The following is a 24941-nucleotide window of genomic DNA, read 5'->3' as shown; positions in this document are numbered from 1 at the left end:
TAAATAAACACCCCTAACTTTAGGGGTGTTTATTTAGAAATCGGCTTTACGGACAAAGTGCGGGTTTTTGTACTTTTTCTGCGGGCCAAACGATGATACGACAAGTTTGTTCCATAACGTTTTGTCAAACTCACCCTTTGGAATCGAAGGGTAGAGGGTTTCCTCTTCTTCTCTTGCAAAGTTCATATATTGTTTCTTTTTAATTTGATTGTACTTTTTGGCGATCTGGTTATGTTTTCTTACCCACTCCAGCTTGTAATTGTGGAGCACTTTTTCACCTTCTTCGAGACTCATTCGAGATAGGAACAGTCGCTTGTATGAGACCTTTCTGTCCAGCATTGTGCGCATAACGGTTTGGATATATTTACCGTGATGCGTAATGGTAATGTCGTTTTCATCAATAGGAGTGACACACCAGCCTTTAGGTAAAAAGTCTGGCTTCTTAAATTGCTTATTACGCTCCATTAGCGCCTGATGTAAAACTAAATCAGAGGTGCCGCGGAACGTCTTTTGCCATTTACCGATACGAATTTGAATCGAACCAGGCAAGCGATAGATGTTAGTAAACTTATCTTTGTCCATGGACTTGTGTCATGAGATTAATGTGCATAATTAGAAAGCGGAATTCAGCCCAATGCCACAGGCAGTAGACTTAAGTACCGTACGATTTTACAACGACCTTGCGTGATATAGCGAGGGGTTATGTCAATAATAGGTAAGAAATAGAAAATTAGTTCACATTATGAAGAAATTGGAAGCTAACAAGGTTAAATTTTGAAGTTACACCAATTATGCCCATGCCGACTAAATAAAAAGAAGGCACGGGCTTAAAATCACACCGCTTCTTCGAGTTGCTTGGTGTCTTCTTCAATCTGTTGTAGATGTCGGTTTGCTTGCTGTAACTGATACATTTGAGCATAACGACCATTTTGCGTTAAGAGTGCTTTGTGTGTGCCTTTCTCGACTAACTCCCCATGATGAAGAACAATGATTTGGTCTGCATCTAAGATAGTTGAAAGCCGATGAGCAATAACAACGAGCGTCATGTCTTGTCTGAGGACCGCCAAGCTCTTTTGGATTAAAGCCTCTGTTCCTGAGTCAATATTTGCGGTTGCTTCATCTAATATCAATATCTTAGGTTTTACCACAAGCACACGTGCTAACGCCAAAAGCTGTTTCTGACCTGCAGATAAATTAGTTTCGCCTTGACCTAACTGCGTGTCTAGCCCGTTAGGGTAACGATGAATTTGTTCTGCCAAACCTACCTTGTCTAACGCATCCCATATTTGATTGTCATCAACCGCCCGACTGAGAGAGATGTTTTCTCTGACTGAAGCAGGGAGAATATGTGGATCTTGTTGAACCATTGCCACATCTTTGCGAAGTACGTCTTTCCCTAATGTTTTAAGTGGACGACCATCTATGAGCAGTTCACCACATTGAGTTGGATAAAAGCCCATTAACAGTGACGCTAAGGTGCTTTTACCGCTTCCTGTATGCCCGACAAGCGCGATAAAGTCTTGGTGGTTGGCCTTCAACGAAATGTCTTTTAGGACGTCCTGTTTACCATCGTAGCTAAATGTGAGGTCTTTAAGTTCGATAGCACCTGACCTTAATGGTTGATGATCGCCCCCGTAAGTTTGTTCTTTCGCATCAATCAATTCAAAAACACGTTCGCTTGATACTAACGCCTGCTGAAGTAGAGCAAGTTGCTGAGTCATCTCAATTAGTGGTTCAGTAACTCGCGCAAGATAACTGATAAATGCATACAGTACCCCCACACCAATCAACTCAATACCATTAAAACCAAAGATCGCAACCAAGCAAAGCAACGCAAGACCAGCGAGTAAGTCCATTAATGGTCTTAGCAGATAGCCGTTTAGCCGAATCACTCGTTTAGATGCCACCAGATGCTCTGCGGTTAGCTCGTTGAACTGTTTATTAAAACGCTCTTCTTGTTGCATTAATTGAATGACACTCATCCCTTGAATGGATTCACTCAGATTCGCATTTATATCGGTCAATAGGTCACGCATCTTTCGGTAGCTTTCTGTACTTAGCTGCTTAAACAAGTACATAAAGCCGATGACGATCGGCAGCAATACAAGCACAACGAGTGTGAGCTTCCAGCTCATGAAAAACATAACGCCAAGCATTACGACAATCATGACCACGTTTTTCACCACGGTCACGATCAAAAGCTCATAAAATTGCTGTAAAGATTCCGTATCGTTGGTGATTCGCGACACCAATTTTCCAGCAGGAGTGTAATCAAACGCAGACAACGGCTGCTTAATCACGCCAGAAAATACTTGCTTACGAATCGCTTTGATCGTGTTAGCCGCGACAATGCTAAATTGCAATGACTGAAAATACTGGAATGTTGCCGATACGATCTGAAGAGCGATATAACCTACTGCTAGCGAAATCAGAACATTTTGTGAATAGTCACCTTTAGCGATGTGCTCATCAATGAAATATTGAATCAACCAAGGGCCGCCGGCGCTGGCTAACGCTGCAATAAACAGTAAGGCGAGTCCTTTAATCATTGGCTTTGGTTGAGATAATGGGTAAGACATTAACCGTTTAAACGTGCTGGTGTGGTTCATTCATTATTCCTCCATCGCCTGCTCTAGTTTTTGGTACTCGAACATCTCGGCGTACCAGCCTTTATGCGCTAATAAAGCGCTATGTTGCCCACGTTCAGTAATGTGTCCGTGATTCAATACAATGATCTCGTCTGCTGCTTCCAAAGCGGTGAGGCGGTGCGCAATAACGATTAGGGCTTGATTACGGTAGTATGTTTCTAAATTCTTAAGGATTTGATGTTCGGTCCGTCCATCGACAGCGGAAAGTGCATCGTCCAAAACCAACACTTGGGCATTCAGCAGCATAGCGCGTGCTATCGCAATACGTTGTTTTTGCCCGCCGGAGAGTGTAATGCCTTTTTCGCCGACTTCTGTTTGGTAGCCTTCAGGAAACTTCTCAATATCGTCATGTATACAGGCTAACTTTGCTGCTCTATAGACTTCTTCTTTCTCTGCATTAGGGTTGCCTAAGGCAATATTGTCGAAGATAGATTTGGAGAATAGAAACGGGCTTTGATTAACCACGGCAAAACGGTTGCGCCACTGCGGTAGTAAGGCATCCTTGATCTCGACATCACCGAATTTAATTGAGCCGTTTTCTAAATCATGTTGACGCAAAAGTAGTGTTAACAGGGTCGATTTTCCGCTTCCTACAGGCCCTGCAACTCCCAACATTTTTCCGGGTTCCAGTTCGATGTTTACTTCCGTCAAAGCGGGTGGTAAATCACTAGACCAGTGGAAATCGTCGATATCAATTTTCAACGGAAGTGGTTTATTTTCTATTGGCTTATTGCCACTGATAATTTCTGGCTTTTCATCAAAGATCTCTTGTAGTCGGTTCCATGCGGCAGAGCCTCTTTCCAAGATGTTAAATAGGAACGCGAATGCCAGCATAGGCCAGATCATAAGACCCAAATACATAGTAAATGCGGTCAAATCCCCGAGTGTGATATCACCTTGGTCAACTAAGTAGGCACCAGACGCCACGCTCAAAAAGAAAGACATACCAATAGTCAGCTGAATGGCTGGATCAAAGCGCGCATCAACACGGGCAACGGCGATGTTCTTCTCGCCTGTATCATCCACAACCTCTTCAAAACGTTGCTGCTCTTGGTTTTCTAATCCGAAAGCACGCAGCATACGTACTCCATTTAGTGACTCTTGAGTCATGTCTGACATCGTAGAGAAGGCTTCTTGTGCGATTTTGAATCGTTTATGCAGAATACGAACGATAAAGAAGATGATGATGGCAAGAAATGGCATTGGAAGAAGCGCCATTACGGTGAGCTTCCAGCTTACTTGCGTTACCATAATGATTAAAACCGCAATACCTGTGATCAGAGAATCGGCCGCTGTTAACACGCCTTCACCTGCGGTCATAACAATGTTGCGAACATCGTTCGTTCCACGCGCCATCAGGTCGCCAGTTTTGTAGCGTTCAAAGAATCGAGGGGGCTGAGTAGAGACATGACGATAAAGGCGATTACGCAAAATGGTGCCTAGTTCCCAACTTGCGCCAAATAACCAGATCCGCCACAGTATTCGACAGCCATATATCGCAAAAAACAGCACAATAAGACCCAATAACCACATAACTAAGGTACTGGTTTCGAGGGTATTATCGACCACGCCATCGACAATGATACCGACCGCTTTGGGAGGAACAAGCTGTAGTGCTGATATCACAGCGAAAAGCAGAATGGATCCGACATAGTGCCTCCACTTTTGTTGGAAATACCAACGTAGCTGCCAGAATATTCTCATTACGCCTCCCGCTTTAAATTATTGAATTGGTTATGGAACTATTATTGAGCGAAATGATGAGTTTACAAGCACAAGTTATAGGCGGGTTTAAAAACGATAGATTGTTTCAATTATAACCATGTGTCGGCGCAAATTACTGGTTTTATCTCTATGAGCTAACTGTGCGACGACATTATGTGAAATAGTTGTTAATGGTGGTTTTGGAGCCATGACCTTGCAATAACGATGAAGACACCAAAAGTAAAAGTGTTACTGCCACTCTCTATGGGAATTAGCAATCGTCAGTTTGTATTTTGTATTTCACTTGGCCACCAGGAGTTTCTGGGTAGTAAACTTCGACATAACACATATGTTCTGGACCAACAGGCTTGTTTGCAAAACCAATAAGGAAGTAGGGCTCGTCTGGGCTATCTACCCCATACCAAGTGTTGATAGTGAGTTGCGGATCAAAGCCTGCTAGCTCTTTTGCTGGAATAACATTTTTGATAAATCCAAAGTAACCAATTAGGTCGTTATGGCCGTCATTATCTAGATCAATGTTATATTGTATGCCGCCATCTACTGTCTCTTGAGATTGAATCACTGCTTTGGTGTAGACAAAGTTGTTGGCGGTCATGAGTGCTTCTCTGGCTCCATATAGAACCGCCACTCTGGCATCTTTTTGTAAGCCAAGAAATTTAGGAAATGCAACGACGCTTACAATACCAAGAATGATGATGCACACAATGAGTTCAATAAGAGTAAATCCTTGAGAGCGACGCACAGCCTTTCTCCATGTTTTAGAAACGAATAGGCGGCTATTCTGATATAGAAACTTTCAGGTCAAGTATTAAAAAAGGATGATAGTAAGAGATCGGGATTGCAAATCTCAAATATAAAACAAGTTGCTTACTTTCGAGATGAGGAGTGATTTTGATAAAAACCAAGGAATGAACTCGAGAGGATAAAATCCTCCCGAGTAAAGCGACTAAGATTCGTGTGTCAGAGCACTGCTGTTACGTTTAAAAATGAATCGCCAAATAAATAAGACAATTGCGATGTAACCTAATCCTACACCAAGCGCTTGCCAGTGCATGCCGTTATACATCGCGATTGGCATCAAAGAGATGATGAAGATGTCAGTGATTGAGCCAGGGACATAAGCGATGGCGTAATCATCAAGCACCTTGCTACGCATTTTTGGATCAACAATACGAAGCAACGCAATACCCATGGCAACCGTACCGGTTAACCAACCCCAAGAGAAAATGCCTTTCTCGAACCAATCTTCTCCCATGATACGTGGGGCAACCCAGAAGATTAGCCATAGTGTGAAGGCGATACCGCCGATTGCAAGCACTACCATCGGCATTAAATACTGGGCTAAGACGGTAATCTTGATGGCTGAGATACCAAAGATAATCAAATAATCGGTACTGATGCCCGCAGCGTGTTTGAATGCACCGTCACAAAGATAGCGTGAAGCTTTCGTTTGTTTCGCGACGATTCGCACGAGCATGCCGCCAAGGAAGCCAGTTACGAACGTAGGGATTTGTACCTTATCGTGGAAAGAAGATAAGTAGTTAGCCGCTACATACGAGAAAGCTGTTACCACTACAACCAACGCCGCGTGAATCGCAAAAGAATCAACCGACAGGGAAGACATGGTGTCTTTCATTACCGGCTCTTGATCATCAGGCTTAACGAGCCCCTTGCGTTCGTGTTCATCCATGCTATCGAATGTCGTAAAGCTACGAATCCAACCCATCTTCAATGCGAATTGCAGCATGAGCATGCCGACAGAAATTGAAATGAAAATACCCACGGTTGCGAACGTTAAGCCAAGTGTGAAGCCATCTTCCCAGCCAAGCCCCGTGAAGATTTCACCAACAACAGATGCAGAGCCATGTCCGCCCATAAAACCCGCAGACATTGTCACACCAAAGCCGGGATTAATCTCTGGCCAGAAGAAGGTTGTGAGAACTAGACCAAACATTGCCGCAAACAACCACTGAGAAACAGAAGCGATTTGGTTAAATGCCCACAATGAGCCAGCACGCTGTGCGACGGCTTTAGGTGATGGAACATCCGTTGCCAGACCTAACGCAGAAAAAAGTGCAGCAGTTAATAGGCTTGCGTTAGCGGTAAACGTATCGGTCCAAGGCAGTACGTCTAACAGGGCTGGTCCAAAAATTAGACCGAATAATCCTGCGAGAACCGCCGATGGAATGTACATACGCTGTAGTAATGGCGCGTGAACGCGAATGACTTTTGCCAAAATCAATAGTAAGCCAGCGATGGCTAAGTCAGTCAGCATTAGACCTTTAGGCATCTTATCCTCCAGTAAATGCAGTCAAGGGGTAGCGTCCTTGTGACCTACCTTGAATAAAAATCTCTCTCAAGCCAAAAAGTCACATACGTGACTAAAAGCGTTGAGAAATCAATGTCGTTTTCATAAGCAAAGGAATGTGCTTATGCAATTTGAAATGAGTGTAAATGTTGTGATTGCACACGAACAGGAAGAGAAATTAGATTAAATTTCTCGATATTTTTTTGATAGTTCACTCAGGAAAGGCGGCAATCGTAGTCACTTTGTCAGAGCAATGCAATTGGTGTGAATCAATAAATGATGTTCACTAAATGAGCGTTCTTTACTAACAACATGAAAAATAAAGACAATTAATAAGCAATAATATTTGTCATATCGACAATAAAAGTTAATTAAATGGTTAAATTGTCGCCGCTTTATGGTGTGGCGTTACGGATTCACATGCGAAAGAACAAAATCGACTAAGGTGCGATTTTTAAGGGAAAGCTGTTTTGAACGGTAAAGCAGGTGGATCGGTTTTGGCTTGGGAATGTGTGAATGGAGAATTTCTACCAAGGCGCCAGATTGGATTTCCTGCTCAACTAAGATCTTTGGTTGCAGAAGAACACCAGAGCCTTTTAACGCGGCAAACTTAAGTACATCGCCATTATTAGACGTTAATCGGGTGTTGCTGTTTCCAAAGGTATTAGATGGCATGTTCACCACTTGTTGGCTTTCTCCTTGGTGATACTGAAACCCCAAACAATGATGCTGTGCTAAGTCATCAAGTGATTGGATAGGGGCATGTTGCTCAAGGTAAGAGGGTGAGGCGCAGTAAGTCATGTGGTATTCACCCAATTTTCTCGCGACTAACGACGAATCGACCAACTCACCGATTCGAATAATCACGTCAGCTTCGCTTCGATATGGGTCAATCAAATTGTTGTCCAACATCAGCTCAACGTTCAAATCGGGAAATTCAGCTAAGAAGTCAGCCACGATAGGAGCAATGACCTTTTTGCCATACGTGACAGGGCAGTTAACTTTTACAGTTCCGGTTGGACGGTTGATCAGCGTCTGGATCAGGTTCTCTGCGTTGGTGATGTCTTCAATAATGCGGTGGCACTCTTGGTAGTAGAGTCTGCCAGCTTCGGTCAGGGACTGTTTACGCGTGGTGCGATGAATCAGCTGTGTACCTAAGCTTTGCTCAAGAAAGCTCACGTGCTTGCCAACCATAGTCGGTGAAATATCAAAGTGGTGTGCAGCATTACGAAAGCTGCCGTGTTCGACCACGTAAGCGAAAACTTTCATGCTTGTTAATTTATCCATTGCACACCCAGAGTTGATAAAGAAATAACTAAAGCAGAGTTTATCAATCAAACGAGGTTAATTACAGTGGGCGTATGATTAAGAATGGAGAAAGAGATCCATCATGAATGAGACGATTTTTGTTACCGCCGAACTGAAAATGAATGCCGATAAGCCAAGACAACAAGTAGTTGAAGCCATTGAACAATTTTGCCTTGATATGCAAAGCGAAGCGGGGTGCTTGCAAGCGAATGCGACCTACGATTCTAAAGATCCACAACGTGTGATTCTTTGGGAGCGATATGAAAACCGCACCGTGATTGAAGCGCATTTTGCTATGCCGCATACACAAGCGTTTATTGCGGCTGAAATGGCGGAGTTAGTTCAAGCATTCGAAACCCAAGCTCAATAGGAGAGGCGAACATGAAATGGGGTATTTTAGGCACAAGCTTTATCTCAGGTGTCATGGCTGAGGCAATCCAAGGCGATGACAAGAGTGAACTGTACGCGGTTGCTGGGCGTTCGGAGCAGAACTTAAAGACATTCGCTGAGCAATATGGCATCGAGAATACGTTCAACGATTACGATGCGTTGATTGCCGATGAGCAAGTCGACATTATTTACATCGCATTGCCAAATCACCTTCATCATGACTTTATCGTCAAAGCGGCTGAGCAGGGCAAAGCGATTCTGTGTGAAAAGTCGCTTTCTGTCGATATGGAAAAAACCGAGCTGGCACTTCAAGCAGTAGAAGCACACAAGGTGTTCTTTGCTGAAGGCTTAATGTATTTACATCACCCGTTGATCAGCGAGTTGATTTCGGTGCTTGAATCGGGAGAGATTGGTGAACTTCACTCCATCCACACGTCTTATATTGCGTCGATTGCGCAGTTTGTTAATCCAGACAGCAAAGGTGCTTTGTATAACTTAGGTTGCTACCCAATGTCATTAGTGCATTTGGTGGTGAAAACCATGTTGGGTGAACAAGCCGTTGGAAACCGCTCTATGACGGCGATTGGTCGACGAGGTAACGATGGGAATATCTGTGAATCGAGTTTGATGATGCAATTCGGTGAGCAACAAACGGCGAGCGTACACACCGCCGAAGATCATGGATTGAAACACCAATTCACTATTCTGGGTAGTAAAGGCAGTATTACGTTAGACTCGAATCCATGGCTACCAACGCAAGACAACCAGTTTAGTGTGGAAATTTACGAGACGTCGAAGCGCGAGGTGTCTGTATCGGCAGCTGGAGACGCTTTCTTCTATCAAGTGCGCAATATTCGCCAAGCGGTTGAAGCAGGGCGTACATCGTTAGAGAACCCTTGTGCAACATGGGAAGACTCTCACCGTATTATGCAGCTACTGACGGAGTGGGAATCACTGGCTTCAAAGTAAGCCTGTGTTTAGGTGAAATAGACCAATGAAAATAAAAACGGCGCACTAACAATTATCAGTGCGCCGTTTTTATTTTGTGTTCAGTCTGGATTAAATGCGGTTGTCGCCGGTACTAAATGCAATGACTTGACTGATTTCAGTCAGGCTTCTGCCACTTTCTTGCTGCCATTGAACAAACGCTTTGTTGGTTGCATCGAGCGATTTTTTCGTATCTTTGCCACCTTCAATGATCTTGCAATTACGCAGGTAAGCTTCAACGTCGCTAGACAAGATGAAGGTATCAACGCCCATTTGGCGAAGTGTGTAAGGACCGGTATTGCCCCCTAGGCGATTACCGCGTTTCTTCAAATACGCCCACAGGTCGGTGATTTTCTCTTGCGGCCAATCGGCAACCATTTTGCCAAACGAGCCATATTCGATTTTTGCTTCGTGGATCATACGTGCGTTGGCAGGAATCGACATGACTTTAGTGAGGTGGCGAATGATGCGTTTGTCGGTTGCTTTGGTTTCCCATTGCTCGTCTGACAGCATCAACAGCGGCTCAATCTTAAATCCGAAGAACACTTCTTCGAAGTTCGGCCACTTGTTGCGAACCACGCTCCACGAAATCCCACTTTGGAATACTTTCATCGAAAAAGCGGCCAGCCAACGGTCGTCGGGAATCGCTGCCAGCTCTTCTTTGCTTAGTGGATGAGACAAAAGCGCTTCAAGTTGATCTTCACCACCTTTACGCTCGGCAGCGCGCTGATAAATCGCGTCAAATTTTTCGATACTCATAAAAGAAGTTAGTCCTAGTTTATGTCGATATTTGCGAAACATACTACGCTTAAGTGGCTGAATCGTAAATTGATGGAGTGTCACAAATGAAGAAGGTCACATTAACGTTTGTCGGAGAAGGTTCGGATCGTATTGCAGAAAAATTCTATGCGTGGATGACGGATGGTGGGTTAGAAGACAGCATGATTGAGAATTTATCTGACCGTGAAATCTCAGTGGTCGGCATCAGTGATATGGATAATGAAACGCGTGATGTGGTAATCAATACGGAAATGAACTAACGAGTCGACTATCGTCAGCAAGCAGAATCAGATAAAACAAAGCCCTTCACTCGAAGGGCTTTGTTGCGTTTATAAGCATGGGAGCTTAGTTATTTACCAGCGTCAGGCCGCTTGGGAGTGCATCACCGAAGATACGCTTCGATTCGCTCTCAGATAGCTCTTTGACTTCTTCAACCAGTGATACCCAAGATTCAGGCACCTTGCTTTGCTTCAACTTAGCCAGTACCTGCTCACGGTAGTCGTCTGAGATATCAAATAGGCGGTCGCCCGTCTTACGACAAATCATTACGGCTGCGAACGCGATCATTGGTTCTTTCTGCCAGTTTTGTTCCAGTAATTTAGGTAGCCACTGTTCCGCTTGTTCACGAGGAATGACGTTGTGCTGGCTGCCATAAAGTGGCGTTCGCGATGCCAAGCGTCCCAATGCCCACCAGTGCGCTTGTTCAAACTGGTTTTGGTTGATGGCTTTGCTCAAGAACCACGTTACCAATAGAACTTTGTCTTCGACTTCTAAATGCTCCAGAGAGGCAGACAAGCGCACCATTGACTCGTAACCCATATCTTGCGCTGCTTTGGCGGATTGTGGGTTTTTCATCGCGCCAGGGTGTAGGTATTTCGCGATGTCCGCCAAGATGGTCTCTTGTTGCTCTTGGCTCAAACCACCTGCGATACGTCGCCAGAATACCCACCAGTCTGTCCAACCTTGATGGTTTTTGAACTGAATATTTTGTTGATACAGTCCCCAAACTTGCTCAATACGCCAAGAGTCTGTTGGATCGCCAAAGCCCGGACGCAGTGCAAAGCCCGCCAAACGAAGCCAGTTTTTCTCGTGCTGTTCAGAACGACGGCGACGCTTACGACCTTGTGCAAAAGTATCGAAAAGTTGACGGAGTGTGGTGAAGTCCCATGCGTCACGTTTGCCGAGCTTCTTCTCAAGGTCTTTGGCTAAGGTTTTGATCTCTTTGCCTTCTGCGCTTTTCTTGTTACCGCTGTAAAGGCGAGCGATCAGCTCCTTACATTCGTTCAACTTAGGGTGAAGTTTAACTTGTTCACTGTCGTCGGTTTGCTTGTTACGAACTTCGAATTCCAGCTCCCAACGTTTGCTGTCATCTTCTGCGCTGACACATTCCATCTTAAGTGTGCCGACTTCAGTCAACTGACACGCCAGTTGCACTTCTACGCGCTCTTTCTGGTTGGCTTGCAGTTCAGCACCTTCACCTTCAAGGGTGGTGATATAAGGCGGCAGGGGAGCAAACAAGTCCGGATCAACGTCAACCATTACACCGTTTTGAATGGCGGTGTTATTGGTTAAGGTGTCGTGGGTAGAAGTCAGCAGGTTAAAGCGAACGGGTTCACCCAAGGTAAGCGAGAAACGACGACCACTTAAGCGGATCTCGTGACCTTCTTCTGTCCCTTTTGCAAGCAAACAGAGCGCTTTGCCCATCTTGTTCTTTTCTTGAAGATGCAAGAAGTAAGAACGCGCTGCACCACCACCAATTTTTAGCTGTGCACCACGACGTGCTTTACCAAACGCAACAGCACCTAGTGCAACAGACCAATCTGGATGTGGGTTATCTAATACCGTAACCGGAGCGCCGCGCCAATCGGACAGTAGGGTAGTGACTCGCTCAATCACAAGTTCACTGTTGAACACACCACCGTTAAGTAGCAAACCGACTGGAATTGCATTTTGTTTGTCGTCTTCAATGCCGAGAGCGGCACGAGCAACTTGTTGGTGCTGAGTTAAGAACTCGGCTACGTGTTTGCTCACCGCTGGGTCAGCAACGTATGGAAGACCAAACTCGACAACCGCGCTGCGGCGTTTATCTGGTACTTCACTGAAATCAGAAAGCGGGAAGAAGCCATCTAAAGCGATTTGGTGCACTTCTTGTTTGCTCAGCCCAATACTCTTTGTTCCGCCAAGAAGTTTCGAGCCGCTGCCCAGCATGGTGATTTTCACTTCTTCAGGTGCATTCGCTGAAAGCAGGTTTTCTTTCGCTTTACGCGTTTGCTGAATCAACTTAGTCAGGCTTGCGGCAGTGAGCTTCTTACTTTGTTCCCCTTTATTTTGAGAAAGGCGGCTCTCCGCAAGGTGCGCTAATGCTAAATCGAGGTTATCACCACCAAGCATCAAGTGTTCGCCAACGCCAATGCGGTCAAGGGCTAGCTCATCTTGAGAAGAGAAACTGGCTTCAATCAAGCTCAAGTCGGTAGTACCACCGCCCACATCACACACCAGAATCAGCGGTAACTCTTTGAGTTCATCAGCTGCGGTTTGCTGGTGGCGTGCGTACCAGTCGTAACATACGGCTTGTGGTTCTTCGAGCAGGACGATTTTCTTTAAACCAGCTAGCTGTGCCGCTTCAAGCGTGAGTTTACGAGCGGTTTCATCGAACGACGCTGGAACGGTCACAACCACATCTTGGTCTTCTAACTTATTGCTAGGATGACGGTAGTTCCATGCTTGGCGAATGTGGTTGAGGTAGCTTGCGCTGGCAATGACGGGAGAGACTTTATCTACGTCTTGCGCACCAGCCCAAGGAAGAATGTCTGAACTACGATCCACTGCTTGGTGCGATAGCCAGCTTTTAGCACTGGATACTTGACGTCCTTCCACCTTAGCGCCTAATTCACGAGCCCATTCACCCACGATCACATTACTAATGTCGCCAGATACAGGTTCGTTTTCCCAAGGAAGTGTTTGGTCAGAAGGGGAGATTTGACCAACCGCTGGGTGATAGCGGAAAGAGGGCAACAATGGCTTACGAACCACTTCACCCGGACCAATCAATTGGTCGATGTCGAATAGGGATACTTCGGATTGTTCAAGGTTGTCGGTAATTTCACAATACGCCACCACAGTGTTTGTGGTGCCAAGGTCAATACCAACAAGAAAACGAGGAGATGCCATACAAACCTTCGTGTATTTAAAAACGGCACCCGATTGGATGCCGTTTGATTTCTATTTATTCTTCTTCGTTTGAGTTGCTTTTCGCGTCTTCGCGCACATCGAACTCAACATGCCATTTTTGACCGTTATCAGCGGCAATGGCTTCTAAGTAAAGCGTACCAAGCTCAGTGACGCGAGAGGCTAGGGTTACTGGAACCACTTCGCCTTCACGACGACCTTCAGATACAGGCAGCGTTACTTGGATCTCTGGAAGCTCTTCAAGCTCTTCTGGTGCCCAGTAGTCTAGGTGAGTACCTGCTAGGTCATCACGACGAACCGTTGAGCCAAAGAATTGGAAGTTAACCGGCTGACCGATGATCAAACCAAACTCTTGGCTTGGTACGTCAACGCTGGAACCTTCTTCCATACCAAATGGTGCAACGCAAAGTGCTTCCATTGGAGGCGCCATGCCAGGAATCGCAGGCATCGCACTTTCGATACCCACGTAGTACGCCGAAGCAATACCACCACGGATACGAACGCCTTGACCACGACGTACAGAGCCGTAGTAAGCCGCACCGCTAGCAACCGCAAGGTCTAGATCCACACCTGTTAGGCGCTTCGCCAATTCTGCATCTGCTTCAATTAACCATTCGTTGATCGTGTCTTCTAGACGAGTTGCTAGAAGTTTCGATTTCAGAACACCACCGTTGAATAGGATTGCCGTTGGCTTGATGAAGTCAGCCGATTGCGCTGCATCCGAATCTGGCATACCAGGCATGTTAGCGAATGGGTTGAAATCTTGAGCTGCTGCTTCTGCGCCATTTCCTGAAGCAGAAAGAGCATTGGCTTGCTTAGACAAGAACGCTGCAATGTGACGAGTAATGCCTGCATCTTGTGCGTAAGGCAGACCCATTTGCGTTAGTGCACCACGGTTACGTTGAACAGGGTGGTCAGTAATTGCAACTTGAGGGAAGAAGCCATCAACCAGTGTTTGTTGTACTTCTTCTTGAGTCAGTTCTGTTTTCAGCGTTGCGCCAAGCAGTTTAGAACCACGGCTTGGTACTACGATTGGCACTGACTGAAGTTCGCTGTCGTTCAATAACGCTTCTTTCGCGTCACGACATGCGTGTGTCATTGCCTGAACTTGCCATGGCTGTAGCTCTTTGCCTTCTTGCGCTAGCTTCATTTTCAAGCGGTACGCAAGTGCAAGATCCATGTTGTCACCGCCAAGTAGGATGTGTTCACCTACCGCGATGCGGTTCAGAGTTAGGTTGCCGTCGTCTTCAGTTACTTCAACCAAAGAAAGGTCGGTTGTACCACCACCGATATCGACCACAAGCACGATGTCGCCAACTTCAACTTCATCGCGCCATTTGTCGTTGCTGTTATCGATCCAGTTGTAAAGTGCAGCTTGTGGCTCTTCTAGAAGTGTTAGGTGCACAAAACCAACGTTGCGTGCTGCTTCTGCAGTTAGATCGCGAGCAGCAGGATCAAAGGAAGCAGGAACCGTAATAGTCACGTCTTGATCGGCAAGGTTGTGATTTGGATTCGCGTGATTCCAAGCGTCTTTTAGATGCTCTAGGTAAAGCTCTGTCGCGCGAAGAGGGGATACTTTTTCCACTTCTTCTGGGCTACCTGCTGGCAGGAAAGCATCACGACGGTTTACACCAGCGTGGCAAAGCCAAGATTTCGCACTTGCAACAAGACGAATTGGCGTTTTCGAACCTAGGTTACGTGCAATCGCACCAACCAGAGCTTTTGGCTCGCTCGACCACGGAAGAACGCGTGATTGCGGGTTCATTTCGTGTTCGTGTGGTTGGTAAAGGAAAGAGCCTAATTGGCTACGAGTCTCTACCGTACCCGGCGCAGTCAACTGCGGGATTGGCATCACTTCAACGCGAACATCTTCGTTGTGTGTATCAACAAAAGACATGACACAGTGTGTTGTACCTAAGTCGATACCAACACTGAATTTAGGTGTCTGTTGAGTTTCAACAGACGCTTCTTGAGAATGGTTTTCTTGGTTCATGTGTTCCATTACAGCTCAACCTCAGCTGGAGCGATCACAGAAGCATCGTAGTTCTCAGCAAGTTTAGGCAACGTCATTGATGTTGCTTTCCAGCCTTTGTGAACTAGCGTGCCGTTGAATGGCGCGCTGCCTGTTACGTTGCCAGTTAGGCGGATTTCTTGTGGGTTGAAGCCTTCTTCAACCGTAATGCGAGTTTCTTCGTCTTCGTTACGAACGTGCGCTAGCGTCACGTAGTCGTTCAGTACTTTCTGACCGCCAGTGTGGATTACGCGAGCGGCTGCGCCTACTTCTTCATCAGAGAATGACGTTAGGTCTTCTTTTAGGAAGTCAATCAGGCGAGCTTCTTGTTGCATGATAGAAAGCAGCTGCATTGCAGAGTCCGTTGACGCGGTTGCAAGTTTTGATTCAACTTCCACCACTTTTTCGACGACTTTCTCTACTTCCACTACTTTTTCTACTTCAACGATCTTCTCAACTGGTTTCTCAACCTCGACGATTTTCTCGACTGGTTTTTCTACCACTTTCTCGACCACTTTTGATTTGCGCGACACTGCAACTAGAAGAAGCAAAACGCTCGATGCGGTTAGGCCAGCGTGAAGCATATCGAACGTTTGAGGAATTAGGTTCAAATCAATGTTCATGACGTTTTTTCTCTTTCTATTGATTTATTGGTGCTCAGTATTGGCTCATATTTGTTCACTAAAACGATCGTCTTTGCGATCTTGCACCAAGTTTAGACATTAAAATGATGACGGATGGTAGCATATTCAAGGCTTAAGGCTGTAATAATTCGTGACTATACCGTACGAACAGCGTGAAAAATCGACGATCAGACTCCCCAATATAGGTTGTTGCTTGATGTTTGTGCATTGCTAACGCAGTATTTCAATAGATCCCGAAGTTTAACTTACGGAAGTATCAAAAATTACGATATGACACAAAGCACCGCTCATAAGAGCTTTATAAAACGACATTCAGACTCTATTTTAGCTTTTTTGGCGACTTTATGTGTCACTGCTGGTGTAGTCGGTGCTGCTTATACAATGCAGCAACGGTATACACAGACGACGTTTGATACTTTAGCCGACCGACAAGCAGAATCACTTAAAGCAAACGTCGAGAATGATCTAAAGTTCATTGGTGCGGGCGCAAACTTTTTCCATTCGATTGAGCGAAGCTATTGGCCATCGTTTCCCATGTATGCGGAACAAGTGATTAATAGCTCGCGAAGTCTCATTGGACTTCAATGGATGCAAAAGGTCGAATTCGAAGATCTTGATGAACATATTTTAAAGACCCGTCAAAAATTTCCAAACTTCCAACCGTTTACCGTTCCTAAAGATGGTCCCAAAACCTACGGGTACATTTTTGAACACAATGAGCCAATTTTTATCGCGTCGGATATTTACCCAAGAACACCGGAAAACCTTTCTCTATTGGGTTTCTATTTTTCGCGCAAACGCTTCGATTTAATCTTGGATGATATTTCCGAAAATGGGCGAGCGAATGTCTCGGATAAAGTTCGCTTACTGCAAGATGGTTATGACAAGTCCATACCTAAGACTGGGTTGCTGGTGTTCCATCCAGTGTTCGACTTCGAGAACAAATATTTATTAGGAGTAGTGACCGGTGTTATCCGAAGTACGGTTTACTTTGAGGATTTGATTACGAAAACCGCGACGGAGCTCGATATGTCGGTGCGCGTAGAAGACTTGGGATTCGACGCAGCAGATGACCCTGTTCTCTTTCAAAGTGCTAGCTGGGATAACATTCGAGGAACCGTTATAAGCCGAACCATTCAACTGCCTAACCGTGAATGGCGTATTGACTTTAAACTTTCTGACGCAGTCTCAGCTTGGGAGCGTTCTATTTTAGCGGGCACGACGCTAGCCGGATTGGTAATCGCCTTTTTGATCAGTTGGATTGTGAATTTACAGTCTCGAGAAAAAGAGCGCTTAGCGGTCATGTTGGAGCTCAAAACCGTTGAATTAAAAAGAATGGCAGAGCGAGACCCTCTAACTCAACTACTGAATCGCCGAGCATTCAACGATCACTTGCTTAATCAGATAAACAAAGGTGTTAACTTCGCCTTGGTTGGTTTTGATATCGACCACTTCAAAGTGATTAATGACAAACACGGCCATTTAGGTGGAGATGAAGCGTTGCAACATGTCACTAAGCTGGTCAGTGCTAATTTAAAACCGGGAGATAAGTTTTACCGCGCTGGTGGTGACGAGTTTTGTATTATTTCTAAAGTCATTGATAGAGCGGTGCTAGAAGCTTACCTAGAAAAGTTACGGAGTGTTGTGGCAAGTACGGCTTTTGATTATGGTGATGCGTCAATCATCTGTACGTTGAGTATCGGTGCGGTTATCCATAAAGAAGAAGATCCTGAGAGCTTGTATCACAAAATGGACAGTCAACTCTATTTGAGTAAAAAAAACGGCCGTAATAATGTGTCGATCGGCGATTAAATGGGCGCACAAATTCGAGTTTTACGCCGTGTTACGATAGAATCGCACGCTTTAAATTTTTATGTTAGGAACCAAGGCAAACTATGAACCATAACCGTATTGTATGCTTCGATTTAGAAATGTGTTGCTGGAACGAAAATGGCGTCGGCAGCACGGGTGAAATTATCGAAGTGGGGTTAGCTGAAATAGATTTGTCTAAAGGTGAGATAGTCAAGCGTGCTCAATACTACGTGAAACCAGAACACGATGAAGTGTCTCTGTTTTGCGCTGAGTTAACGGGCATCACACCACGTAAGATTGAAAAACAAGGACGCCCACTAGAAGAAGTGCTTAAATCCATGGTTAAGAACTTCGGTGGTCGCAACAAAATCTTTGCATCTTGGGGGCGAGATGACCTCATTCTTCTAGAAGAGTGTAAGCAAAAAGGTATTGAAGCACCGTTCACAGAGTTCATCAACTTAGCGACACTCTACCGTATTCAAAATCGTCTTAAAGATAAACGTATAGGCCATCGAGCCGCTCAAGAAGCAAAAGGAATAGACTGGGAAGGGCGTCAACACTCTGGCTATGTAGATGCATACAACTTAGCTAAGCTTGCTTTGACCATGTTTTAGTTATTCGAACCTAGCTAGCTTGTAATTAAATAATCATCCAACCATTGTTGTTTTGTCATGCAGTCTGTTTAGTGTGGAAAGAGCTAAACACATACCTTGACCAGTATTTTAATAACAATGTCATTGGCTTATTGAAAAACGCGCAGAGTGCGCGTTTTTTTATGGCTACAGAAGCGATATCTGTTGTCATTCTAGGGGTAGCTTAGAGTTAGCCAGCGACTTATATACTCATCTCGTCACTTTACTGAGACTGTAACTTCGCTCGAATGAACTCGCTGTGATCAACATAGAGTAGCTCTGCTGTTTTACGGATCACCGCGTCTTCTAGCGGGTCAATTTCGCCGTCTGCGTAAGCGACTTCCCACATGCTTTTGATTAAGTTGTAACGAGTTTCTTGAGTCAGTTCTCTTAGTTGAGAGGTAAAGTCGTACAGCGAAGCGGAATCTTTTATTTTCTGTTGCGCTTGCTCTAACAAAGTATTTGATTCTTCTTCATTTAACGAAAGCAGTTTCATCAATAAAGAGCGCTTTGTTTCTTGTTCTCTATCATCGACACTATGGTCTGCGCCAGAAACTTCACAAAGCAAACACGCGATAGCCATGTTAGGGGAAAGTGTGTTGGTTTGGCTTAAATCAGAGCCATCAATGAGTTGTTTAAATAATGATGTGAGAGAATTAAACATAGTGAACACCGAGCTATTGTTTATTTGGTTAACATGGTAATAAATACGGAAGATCTCAAGGTGCGATACCAAATTTAGCACGCCGTTGACATTTAAGAACGGCCACTTTCTCCCCAAAAAACCTAAACTCCTGAGTTAGTTCAAGGTGACTTGCCACTTACAAAGGGCAAGTCATTTTGGGATTGATACTCAGCTTTCAGCACGTGTCGGTGGAAAATGAACTTCGTCACCATCACTCGTCAGAATACTAATTTGACTTGGTTTGCCTTCATCATCAAGACGTAGCTCACCAATGGCACTATGGTTAACCAAGCGATAAAAGTTGTGCGTACTTGGTGCGCGTTTGTAAATCTTGAGTCGTTTACGTTTTGTGAACCAGTTTAAAGGTGAGCGAGGGCTGTATAGCAGTCTATCTAGGCCATCACAAATATTGAGCAGTTGTGTAGGGAACTGATTTTTAATTCCACTACAGGTGATTTGATAGATATTCGGACTGTTTTTTCGATAGCGGAGCTTAATATCGTATGCAAAAGAGTAGTGTACGTCGCCAGAGAGAATAACAAAGTTAGTTGGTGTCTTTGTGTGTGTGAAAATACTAATAAGAGTATTCGCACTTCCGGGGTGAGCCATCCAGTTTTCAGCATCAACCATCAATGGTTTACCAAGCATGGTCACCACACGTTGTAGTGCTTCGATAAATTTCACACCAAACATTGGCGCGGCAGAAACAATAACAACTTTGTCTTGGTGCACGAGTTCTTGGTGGAACTCAATCATCGCTTCCCAGTCCATTAAGCCAGAAGGTTTGTTCATTTTAGACTCAGAACGCCAGCGTCTGGTTCGTGTATCTAGCACGACAACTTTTGGTGTCGTAGGAATGGTGTAGTGCCAATTCTCAAAGCGATACAAATATTGAATAAATGCATCTTGGGTTTGCGAGGTTCGCTCATCGATAAAGCGTTGAGCGAGGCTCATAAATTCATCATTGAATTTTTCTGGCGCATTTCCCCAACCTTGGCAAAGCCAGTAAGCTATCAAGCTATTACCGATAATGCGTTTTGCAAACGTGTTGCTGTATGCGGCTTGTTCCCAGCCTATGGTGAGATTCCAATCGTCGGTAACATCGTGATCATCAAAGATCATATAGGTTGGAATGTGAGCGAGTAAGCGTTGAACCTTGTCCAGACCTGCGACGAATTTATCAATTTGCTTTTTTTCTTCGCGCCATTGCTGCTGCCATTTGGGTTCAAGAACTTCTCCGCCGACAGTAAATTCGTTTTCTAACAAACGATCCGTTCGAACAAGCTTCCACAAGGTCGGAGACCAAACCAATAAGTACATTGCAAAGCACTCAGCAAAGCTTATTAGGTGATTCTCACACTCTTTGGCGCTGAATATTGGTGTCCCTCGGTGTGGAAAAAACTTACTTAGTAAACTGTCATCACTCACATAATGAGGCAACAATTTATCTCGACCATAATAGCAAGCAGGGTGTTGGTAGAGCTCATTGGTATTTTTTATCGGAGCTTGATCGAATTCTTCGCCTGGCAAACCCAATAAAGCTATGACTTGCTCAATGGCATCGAGAGTGGGGCCTGCAACATGGTCTGCATAGATTTGATCACCACTCATGATGAGCATATCCGGTCTTTCTTCAATGGATTGAGACGCGATTTTATGATCCGCAGCGACCAATGTATCATCACTGAAGTGATGGGGATTACGGCAAGAGCCATGTAGGAGATAATCCGCTTTTTCACTAACGAGGAACTCAATACCCAAGTTTGGCGTATTATCTTGCTCATAAGTCAGGTGAGGGAGCAGTTCCGTCACTAATCCATATTGCGTTTTTATTTGATAGCGTAACGCTTGATGGGTTGGAAACTCGCCTTCTAATTTAAGTAAGCAACACCACGCATTGAGGCCGATTTGAAGCTGTTCTTTTTGTTCACTTAAAGGGGCTTGATAAAGGATGGAGGCATTTTCATCCGTAATTTGCACCATACCCTCCAAGCGTTGGGTGGTGACTAGCCAAATATTGATTTCAGTTGCGGTCACTTTACGTAGGATCGGACCTGCAACGACAAGAGGAAGTGAAGAAATTTCAGTCGTGTTCATCAATGCTGGCAAAACGGCTCCTTATGTGTCAGCTTCTTCTTCTAATATTTCGATAACTTGCGAGCTACTAAGTTCATGTCCCATAAGGAACAAACCAAGCATCGCATCGGCTTTTGACGCGTTATCACTGTCTTCATCCAAAATTTGCTGAAGCCGAGTTCTAATTAGGTCGATTTCGTGTTCGACGAAGCCACGCCCTTCTTCGTCACCTTGACCATCTTCTGGTGCATTATCAAAGTGCAAAAACAACATGTCACCATCGAGTTGAGTCCCTATCAACCTCTCTGGCAGCCATGCTTCTCCCATCACAATGTCTGGGTCTGTATCTGCGGGTAAATGATTCAAGGTAGAGATGAGTTCTGATGCTTTCACTTTTTACTTCATTATGTTTGATTTAGAACTAAGCTAGAGTTTAAGCGCTTGTTGTGATGGTAAAATATTCGCAAACAAGCTCACCTAGTCGTGCAATATTAATATGATCTTGGGACTCAAACTGTCACGAGGATGACAACATTTGCCATTGTAACGGCTATCATCAGCAGAACATAAGCTTTTAATGGCAAATCATTGATGTTTGCCTGCTTCTCAACCAACATTTTTCGAACTCATGAAGAGATTAATTCTAACAACACTCGCTTTACCTTTAGCTGCGGCAGTTTCTTCTGCGCATGGTGCAGACGAACAAACGTGGGGGATTGCTGCGATGTATCGCACAGCATCGATTCCGTTTTACACCGCCGATAATGACTCTACGGTGAGTACATTTGTACCAATGATGTTCTTTGAAAACGAACATGTGTATATCAATGGCATTGAAGGTGGCGCTTTTTTGTATAACGAGAGTGATTCCGACTGGCGCGCGAGCGCACTCATGCGATTGAGATTTGTCGATATTCCCATGTCGCTACAAAATGCTAATGAAGGGGACAGAGTCGATTTCGGTGGGCAAGTGCGTTATAGCATTAACGACACTTGGCGCGCAGAAGTAGAGTTGATGACGGACGACGAACTCCAGTTTCACTCTAATTACCGCCTTGCTGCCAATTATGTATTTGGGGATTGGGAATTAGAGCCATCGATTACGATTCGATACAAAGACGCTGATTTCAACAGTGAATATTATTCCTTTAAGGATATTACTGGCGAGAGAATTGGATCTGGACTTGACACCAATCTTGGTATTAAAGCGCGTTACCATGTAACTTCAAATTTGTATTTATTGGGTGAGACGAGTGTTACTCGCTTAGATGATAACGCCTACAACAGTCAGCTTGTAGAAGATCGGTATCAGGGAGAAGTGTTTGTTGGTTTTGGCTTTTTCAACGATAAAAACAAAGCTCCGAAACCAACACTGAGCAATAAAGCATATCTACGTATTGCGCATGGTTGGGCGACGCCTTCGAACATCGGTGAAATATTTAGCTTTGAGAGAGAAAAAGACCCATACGACAATCAACTTACTTCATTGTTTTATGGGCATCCATTAACGGACGAGCTGTTTGGTTTTCCTCTTGATATTTATTTAACGCCAGGGTTGGTTCATCACTGGTCGTCCAGTGTTCAGTCTGCGAGCACAGAATACGTCATGGCGATTAAGGCTTATTATACGGTTAATTGGCCTACGACTTGGCGATTTGGTGTAGCGGAAGGTGTGTCATACATTGATAGCATTACCTATATTGAAGGCACAGAAATGGAAGACAAGGGTTATACACCAAGCAAGTTGCTCAACTACCTAGATTTCTCGTTTGATGTCAATGTAGGCGATCTCTTCAACCAAAAGAGCTGGAACAATATGTGGGTGGGCTATTCATTGCATCACCGCTCGGCGATTTTTGAAAGCGCTTCCCAGTTTGGGCGAATTAAAGGTGGGAGCAACTACAATACTATTTATTTCCAGTTCGAGTTTTAGCGCATCGCGAGATGCATATAGGTCGGATTTGCAACTGACTTATTTATCGCCCATTATGAGTAATGATGAATAATACTATGCTGCTTTCAACGAGAAATTTCGTATATCGTGCCAGAGTTAAGGCTGTTTGTGATGCATCTGATGAATCGGATGGCATAAGCACCATGAGTATCGACTCCTCATTCAATCTTCAAATTGAAGCGATAAATTGTACCAACGCTGAATTTGCCAAACGCTTTTTTGCCATTCACGGAGAAGGGCACTTGGAGGGCGATGAATGGTTGGTGTTGTACGTCAACTCTCTTGACGTTAAGGCGGGAGACAATATAGAAATCCGTAGCGATGTCGCGTTTAATGCGATGATCGAGAATATGATAAGCGAAGCTGAGCGGTCTTTAGAAAAAGTCTACCTCGATGCAATACGCAACTTGGAGAAAGTGAATCGTTTTTGACGATGTTAGAGACCCTATAAATACGATCAAGGCATCAGGATCCAAAAAGGGATTGGCGCGAACCAATCCCTTTTGTATTCTGGTTTATTCTAACTTACGCCATTGTTGCAAGTTGGCTTTGCGCTTCTGAAATGCCTTTTGCAGCCGCATCTTCACCCATGTTTAGCGCTTCTGCGTAAACAAATTCCACATCAGTGATTCCTACAAAACCCAGCACAGTGCGTAGGTATGGCGTAACGTTGTCAGTTGGTGAATCTTTATGAATACCACCACGAGTCGTTATTACAATCGCCTTTTTACCTTCAATCAAACCTTGAACGCCGTTTTCTGTGTATTTGAATGTCACGCCTGCACGAGCAATCAAATCAATCCAGTTTTTAAGCTGAGTCGGGATGGTAAAGTTGTACATTGGAGCGGCAATAACCAAAGTGTCTGCGGCCTTTACTTCTTCAATAAGGGTGTCAGACAAGTCGACCACCGCTTGCTGTTCTTGTGAAAGGTCTTCCGTAGCGCGCAGTGCAGTCGCAACGGCGAAGTCCAAAACAGGTAGCGGGTTTGCAGCCAAATCACGAACAGTAAGCTTGTCTTGGTCTACATTTTTGATGAAGTCTTCAACCAATTTGTTTGATTGAGAGTAATCGCCAAGGATGCTTGATTTTAGAGCTAGTACACGAGACATAATGGTTATTCCTTAAATAAGTGCTTTCGACTATGGGAGCCATTATAAGCAACGTAAGTGAGTTCAAAAGCCTAGCGATTCGCTGAACATGTTCGAAAAAATTGAATGAGCTTTCGGTTATCTTGTTACAGATCTTGTGTGATACAATCCGCGCAGTTTTTGTAATGAAAAGAATAGGAAACGCTTTGACTTCGTCACAGCCCCCAAAAAAGAATCTAGCTGAAGAGCAAGCGACACCGTCAAATGGTGCGCAAAAAGCGACAGCGAAACAAGCTCAAACACCTCAGGCTCAAGTGAATAGCGCGGCATCTCTGCGTAAAGCGCTGAATCAGTGCATGATGCGCGACCGTTTCCGCTTGAGTAAACGTATTTCTGGTGCAAGCAAAATTAAGAAGGACGCAGCGCGTAATGCTGTGTTCGACGAAATCGCATTAGACATCGCAAAATCCATGATGGTCGCAGAGCAGCGCAGCAACTACAAACCAACGATTGAATACCCAGAAATCCTGCCTGTAAGCCAAAAACGCGACGATATTGCGAAAGCGATCGAAGAAAACCAAGTGGTTATCGTCGCGGGTGAAACCGGTTCTGGTAAAACCACTCAGCTACCAAAAATCTGTGCTGAGCTTGGTCGCGGTAAATTTGGTCTGATTGGTCATACTCAGCCTCGTCGTCTTGCAGC

General features: G+C 44.7%; 21 protein-coding genes and 1 pseudogene. 8 read left to right on the top strand and 14 right to left on the bottom strand.

The window, feature by feature from the left end:
- Positions 1-33: 33 nt before the first annotated feature.
- From IQP38_RS05450 to IQP38_RS05425, 6 genes are all read right to left on the bottom strand, one after another.
- Positions 34-582 carry a hypothetical protein gene (locus tag IQP38_RS05450; RefSeq protein WP_017634028.1) on the bottom strand — a complete coding sequence of 183 codons (549 nt, stop codon included), beginning with the start codon at positions 580-582 and terminating at the stop codon, positions 34-36.
- Between the two features lie 251 nt (positions 583-833).
- Positions 834-2609, bottom strand: a complete 1776-nt coding sequence (locus tag IQP38_RS05445; RefSeq protein WP_193837392.1) for an ABC transporter transmembrane domain-containing protein — start codon at positions 2607-2609, stop codon at positions 834-836.
- Positions 2610-2612: 3 nt separating this feature from the next.
- Positions 2613-4352, bottom strand: coding sequence for an ABC transporter transmembrane domain-containing protein (locus IQP38_RS05440; RefSeq protein ID WP_193837391.1), 1740 nt, complete (start codon positions 4350-4352; stop codon positions 2613-2615).
- A gap of 271 nt (positions 4353-4623) precedes the next feature.
- Positions 4624-5115 carry a type II secretion system protein gene (locus IQP38_RS05435; RefSeq protein ID WP_005377704.1) on the bottom strand — a complete coding sequence of 164 codons (492 nt, stop codon included), beginning with the start codon at positions 5113-5115 and terminating at the stop codon, positions 4624-4626.
- A gap of 204 nt (positions 5116-5319) precedes the next feature.
- Positions 5320-6663 carry a sodium/glutamate symporter gene (locus IQP38_RS05430; protein ID WP_017634031.1) on the bottom strand — a complete coding sequence of 448 codons (1344 nt, stop codon included), beginning with the start codon at positions 6661-6663 and terminating at the stop codon, positions 5320-5322.
- A 426-nt stretch (positions 6664-7089) separates the two neighbouring features.
- Positions 7090-7968: a LysR family transcriptional regulator gene (locus IQP38_RS05425; RefSeq protein WP_025998568.1), complete on the bottom strand. Its 879-nt coding sequence runs from the start codon at positions 7966-7968 to the stop codon at positions 7090-7092.
- Between the two features lie 103 nt (positions 7969-8071).
- On the opposite strand from IQP38_RS05425, the gene IQP38_RS05420 reads away from it, so the two are divergent.
- Entirely contained in the window at positions 8072-8359 is a 288-nt protein-coding gene (locus tag IQP38_RS05420) for a putative quinol monooxygenase (protein ID WP_193837390.1), read from the top strand.
- Positions 8360-8370: 11 nt separating this feature from the next.
- Positions 8371-9348, top strand: a complete 978-nt coding sequence (locus IQP38_RS05415) for a Gfo/Idh/MocA family protein (protein WP_193837389.1) — start codon at positions 8371-8373, stop codon at positions 9346-9348.
- 90 nt (positions 9349-9438) lie between these two features.
- Here IQP38_RS05415 and IQP38_RS05410 read toward each other — a convergent pair whose 3' ends face one another.
- Positions 9439-10125: a DNA-3-methyladenine glycosylase I gene (locus IQP38_RS05410; RefSeq protein ID WP_005533850.1), complete on the bottom strand. Its 687-nt coding sequence runs from the start codon at positions 10123-10125 to the stop codon at positions 9439-9441.
- Between the two features lie 86 nt (positions 10126-10211).
- Here IQP38_RS05410 and IQP38_RS05405 point away from each other — a divergent pair, with 86 nt between their 5' ends.
- Complete coding sequence (locus IQP38_RS05405; RefSeq protein WP_005377692.1) at positions 10212-10406, top strand: hypothetical protein; 195 nt, start codon at positions 10212-10214, stop codon at positions 10404-10406.
- An 85-nt stretch (positions 10407-10491) separates the two neighbouring features.
- Here IQP38_RS05405 and IQP38_RS05400 read toward each other — a convergent pair whose 3' ends face one another.
- Genes IQP38_RS05400 through IQP38_RS05390 form a run of 3 tightly spaced genes read right to left on the bottom strand, consistent with a single transcriptional unit; the run spans position 10492 to position 15969 of the window.
- Positions 10492-13317: an Hsp70 family protein gene (locus IQP38_RS05400; RefSeq protein WP_193837388.1), complete on the bottom strand. Its 2826-nt coding sequence runs from the start codon at positions 13315-13317 to the stop codon at positions 10492-10494.
- Positions 13318-13372: 55 nt separating this feature from the next.
- The gene (locus IQP38_RS05395; protein ID WP_193837387.1) at positions 13373-15337 is read right to left on the bottom strand and encodes an Hsp70 family protein; all 1965 of its coding nucleotides are present in this window, start codon (positions 15335-15337) and stop codon (positions 13373-13375) included.
- Positions 15337-15969, bottom strand: coding sequence for a DUF2760 domain-containing protein (locus tag IQP38_RS05390; protein ID WP_005389474.1), 633 nt, complete (start codon positions 15967-15969; stop codon positions 15337-15339). The genes IQP38_RS05395 and IQP38_RS05390 overlap by 1 nt, the downstream gene beginning before the upstream one ends.
- Positions 15970-16260: 291 nt before the next feature.
- Here IQP38_RS05390 and IQP38_RS05385 point away from each other — a divergent pair, with 291 nt between their 5' ends.
- The gene (locus IQP38_RS05385; protein ID WP_005377686.1) at positions 16261-17802 is read left to right on the top strand and encodes a sensor domain-containing diguanylate cyclase; all 1542 of its coding nucleotides are present in this window, start codon (positions 16261-16263) and stop codon (positions 17800-17802) included.
- Between the two features lie 83 nt (positions 17803-17885).
- On the top strand, positions 17886-18416 hold the full coding sequence (locus IQP38_RS05380; RefSeq protein WP_005377684.1) for a 3'-5' exonuclease: 531 nt from the start codon (positions 17886-17888) through the stop codon (positions 18414-18416).
- A gap of 241 nt (positions 18417-18657) precedes the next feature.
- Here the strand turns inward: IQP38_RS05380 and IQP38_RS05375 are convergent, their stop codons facing one another.
- The 3 genes from IQP38_RS05375 to IQP38_RS05365 form a co-directional block, all read right to left on the bottom strand.
- Entirely contained in the window at positions 18658-19098 is a 441-nt protein-coding gene (locus IQP38_RS05375; RefSeq protein WP_017820644.1) for a TerB family tellurite resistance protein, read from the bottom strand.
- 189 nt (positions 19099-19287) lie between these two features.
- Complete coding sequence (locus IQP38_RS05370; protein WP_193837386.1) at positions 19288-21228, bottom strand: alkaline phosphatase D family protein; 1941 nt, start codon at positions 21226-21228, stop codon at positions 19288-19290.
- 9 nt (positions 21229-21237) lie between these two features.
- Positions 21238-21588, bottom strand: coding sequence for a hypothetical protein (locus tag IQP38_RS05365; protein ID WP_005377676.1), 351 nt, complete (start codon positions 21586-21588; stop codon positions 21238-21240).
- 235 nt (positions 21589-21823) lie between these two features.
- Here IQP38_RS05365 and IQP38_RS05360 point away from each other — a divergent pair, with 235 nt between their 5' ends.
- Together IQP38_RS05360 and IQP38_RS05355 are read left to right on the top strand one after the other, a co-directional pair.
- The gene (locus IQP38_RS05360) at positions 21824-23128 is read left to right on the top strand and encodes a MipA/OmpV family protein (RefSeq protein ID WP_193837385.1); all 1305 of its coding nucleotides are present in this window, start codon (positions 21824-21826) and stop codon (positions 23126-23128) included.
- 62 nt (positions 23129-23190) lie between these two features.
- Positions 23191-23580, top strand: a complete 390-nt coding sequence (locus tag IQP38_RS05355; protein WP_228009997.1) for a hypothetical protein — start codon at positions 23191-23193, stop codon at positions 23578-23580.
- Positions 23581-23674: 94 nt separating this feature from the next.
- Here the strand turns inward: IQP38_RS05355 and IQP38_RS05350 are convergent, their stop codons facing one another.
- Positions 23675-24259, bottom strand: a complete 585-nt coding sequence (locus IQP38_RS05350; protein ID WP_025766683.1) for an FMN-dependent NADH-azoreductase — start codon at positions 24257-24259, stop codon at positions 23675-23677.
- A 185-nt stretch (positions 24260-24444) separates the two neighbouring features.
- Between IQP38_RS05350 and IQP38_RS26305 the strand changes: the two are divergent.
- Positions 24445-24941: pseudogene (locus tag IQP38_RS26305) on the top strand (ATP-dependent RNA helicase HrpA); the annotation flags it as partial.

The sequence above is a fragment of the Vibrio sp. OPT41 genome (genome assembly GCF_015163595.1).
Taxonomy (GTDB): Bacteria; Pseudomonadota; Gammaproteobacteria; order Enterobacterales; family Vibrionaceae; genus Vibrio; species Vibrio alginolyticus.
This window is presented reverse-complemented; position numbering and strand designations above follow the sequence as displayed.

What these genes read in the sequence shown, in the direction of transcription:
- IQP38_RS05395 (WP_193837387.1), bottom strand. Translation starts at nt 15,337, where the DNA reads ATGGAACACATGAACCAAGAAAACCATTCTCAAGAAGCGTCTGTTGAA.
- IQP38_RS05445 (WP_193837392.1), bottom strand. Translation starts at nt 2,609, where the DNA reads ATGAACCACACCAGCACGTTTAAACGGTTAATGTCTTACCCATTATCT.
- IQP38_RS05355 (WP_228009997.1), top strand. Translation starts at nt 23,191, where the DNA reads ATGATGAATAATACTATGCTGCTTTCAACGAGAAATTTCGTATATCGT.
- IQP38_RS05450 (WP_017634028.1), bottom strand. Translation starts at nt 582, where the DNA reads ATGGACAAAGATAAGTTTACTAACATCTATCGCTTGCCTGGTTCGATT.
- IQP38_RS05400 (WP_193837388.1), bottom strand. Translation starts at nt 13,317, where the DNA reads ATGGCATCTCCTCGTTTTCTTGTTGGTATTGACCTTGGCACCACAAAC.
- IQP38_RS05425 (WP_025998568.1), bottom strand. Translation starts at nt 7,968, where the DNA reads ATGGATAAATTAACAAGCATGAAAGTTTTCGCTTACGTGGTCGAACAC.
- IQP38_RS05415 (WP_193837389.1), top strand. Translation starts at nt 8,371, where the DNA reads ATGAAATGGGGTATTTTAGGCACAAGCTTTATCTCAGGTGTCATGGCT.
- IQP38_RS05385 (WP_005377686.1), top strand. Translation starts at nt 16,261, where the DNA reads ATGACACAAAGCACCGCTCATAAGAGCTTTATAAAACGACATTCAGAC.
- IQP38_RS05390 (WP_005389474.1), bottom strand. Translation starts at nt 15,969, where the DNA reads ATGAACATTGATTTGAACCTAATTCCTCAAACGTTCGATATGCTTCAC.
- IQP38_RS05350 (WP_025766683.1), bottom strand. Translation starts at nt 24,259, where the DNA reads ATGTCTCGTGTACTAGCTCTAAAATCAAGCATCCTTGGCGATTACTCT.
- IQP38_RS05410 (WP_005533850.1), bottom strand. Translation starts at nt 10,125, where the DNA reads ATGAGTATCGAAAAATTTGACGCGATTTATCAGCGCGCTGCCGAGCGT.
- IQP38_RS05405 (WP_005377692.1), top strand. Translation starts at nt 10,212, where the DNA reads ATGAAGAAGGTCACATTAACGTTTGTCGGAGAAGGTTCGGATCGTATT.
- IQP38_RS05380 (WP_005377684.1), top strand. Translation starts at nt 17,886, where the DNA reads ATGAACCATAACCGTATTGTATGCTTCGATTTAGAAATGTGTTGCTGG.
- IQP38_RS05360 (WP_193837385.1), top strand. Translation starts at nt 21,824, where the DNA reads ATGAAGAGATTAATTCTAACAACACTCGCTTTACCTTTAGCTGCGGCA.
- IQP38_RS05375 (WP_017820644.1), bottom strand. Translation starts at nt 19,098, where the DNA reads ATGTTTAATTCTCTCACATCATTATTTAAACAACTCATTGATGGCTCT.
- IQP38_RS05440 (WP_193837391.1), bottom strand. Translation starts at nt 4,352, where the DNA reads ATGAGAATATTCTGGCAGCTACGTTGGTATTTCCAACAAAAGTGGAGG.
- IQP38_RS05430 (WP_017634031.1), bottom strand. Translation starts at nt 6,663, where the DNA reads ATGCCTAAAGGTCTAATGCTGACTGACTTAGCCATCGCTGGCTTACTA.
- IQP38_RS05420 (WP_193837390.1), top strand. Translation starts at nt 8,072, where the DNA reads ATGAATGAGACGATTTTTGTTACCGCCGAACTGAAAATGAATGCCGAT.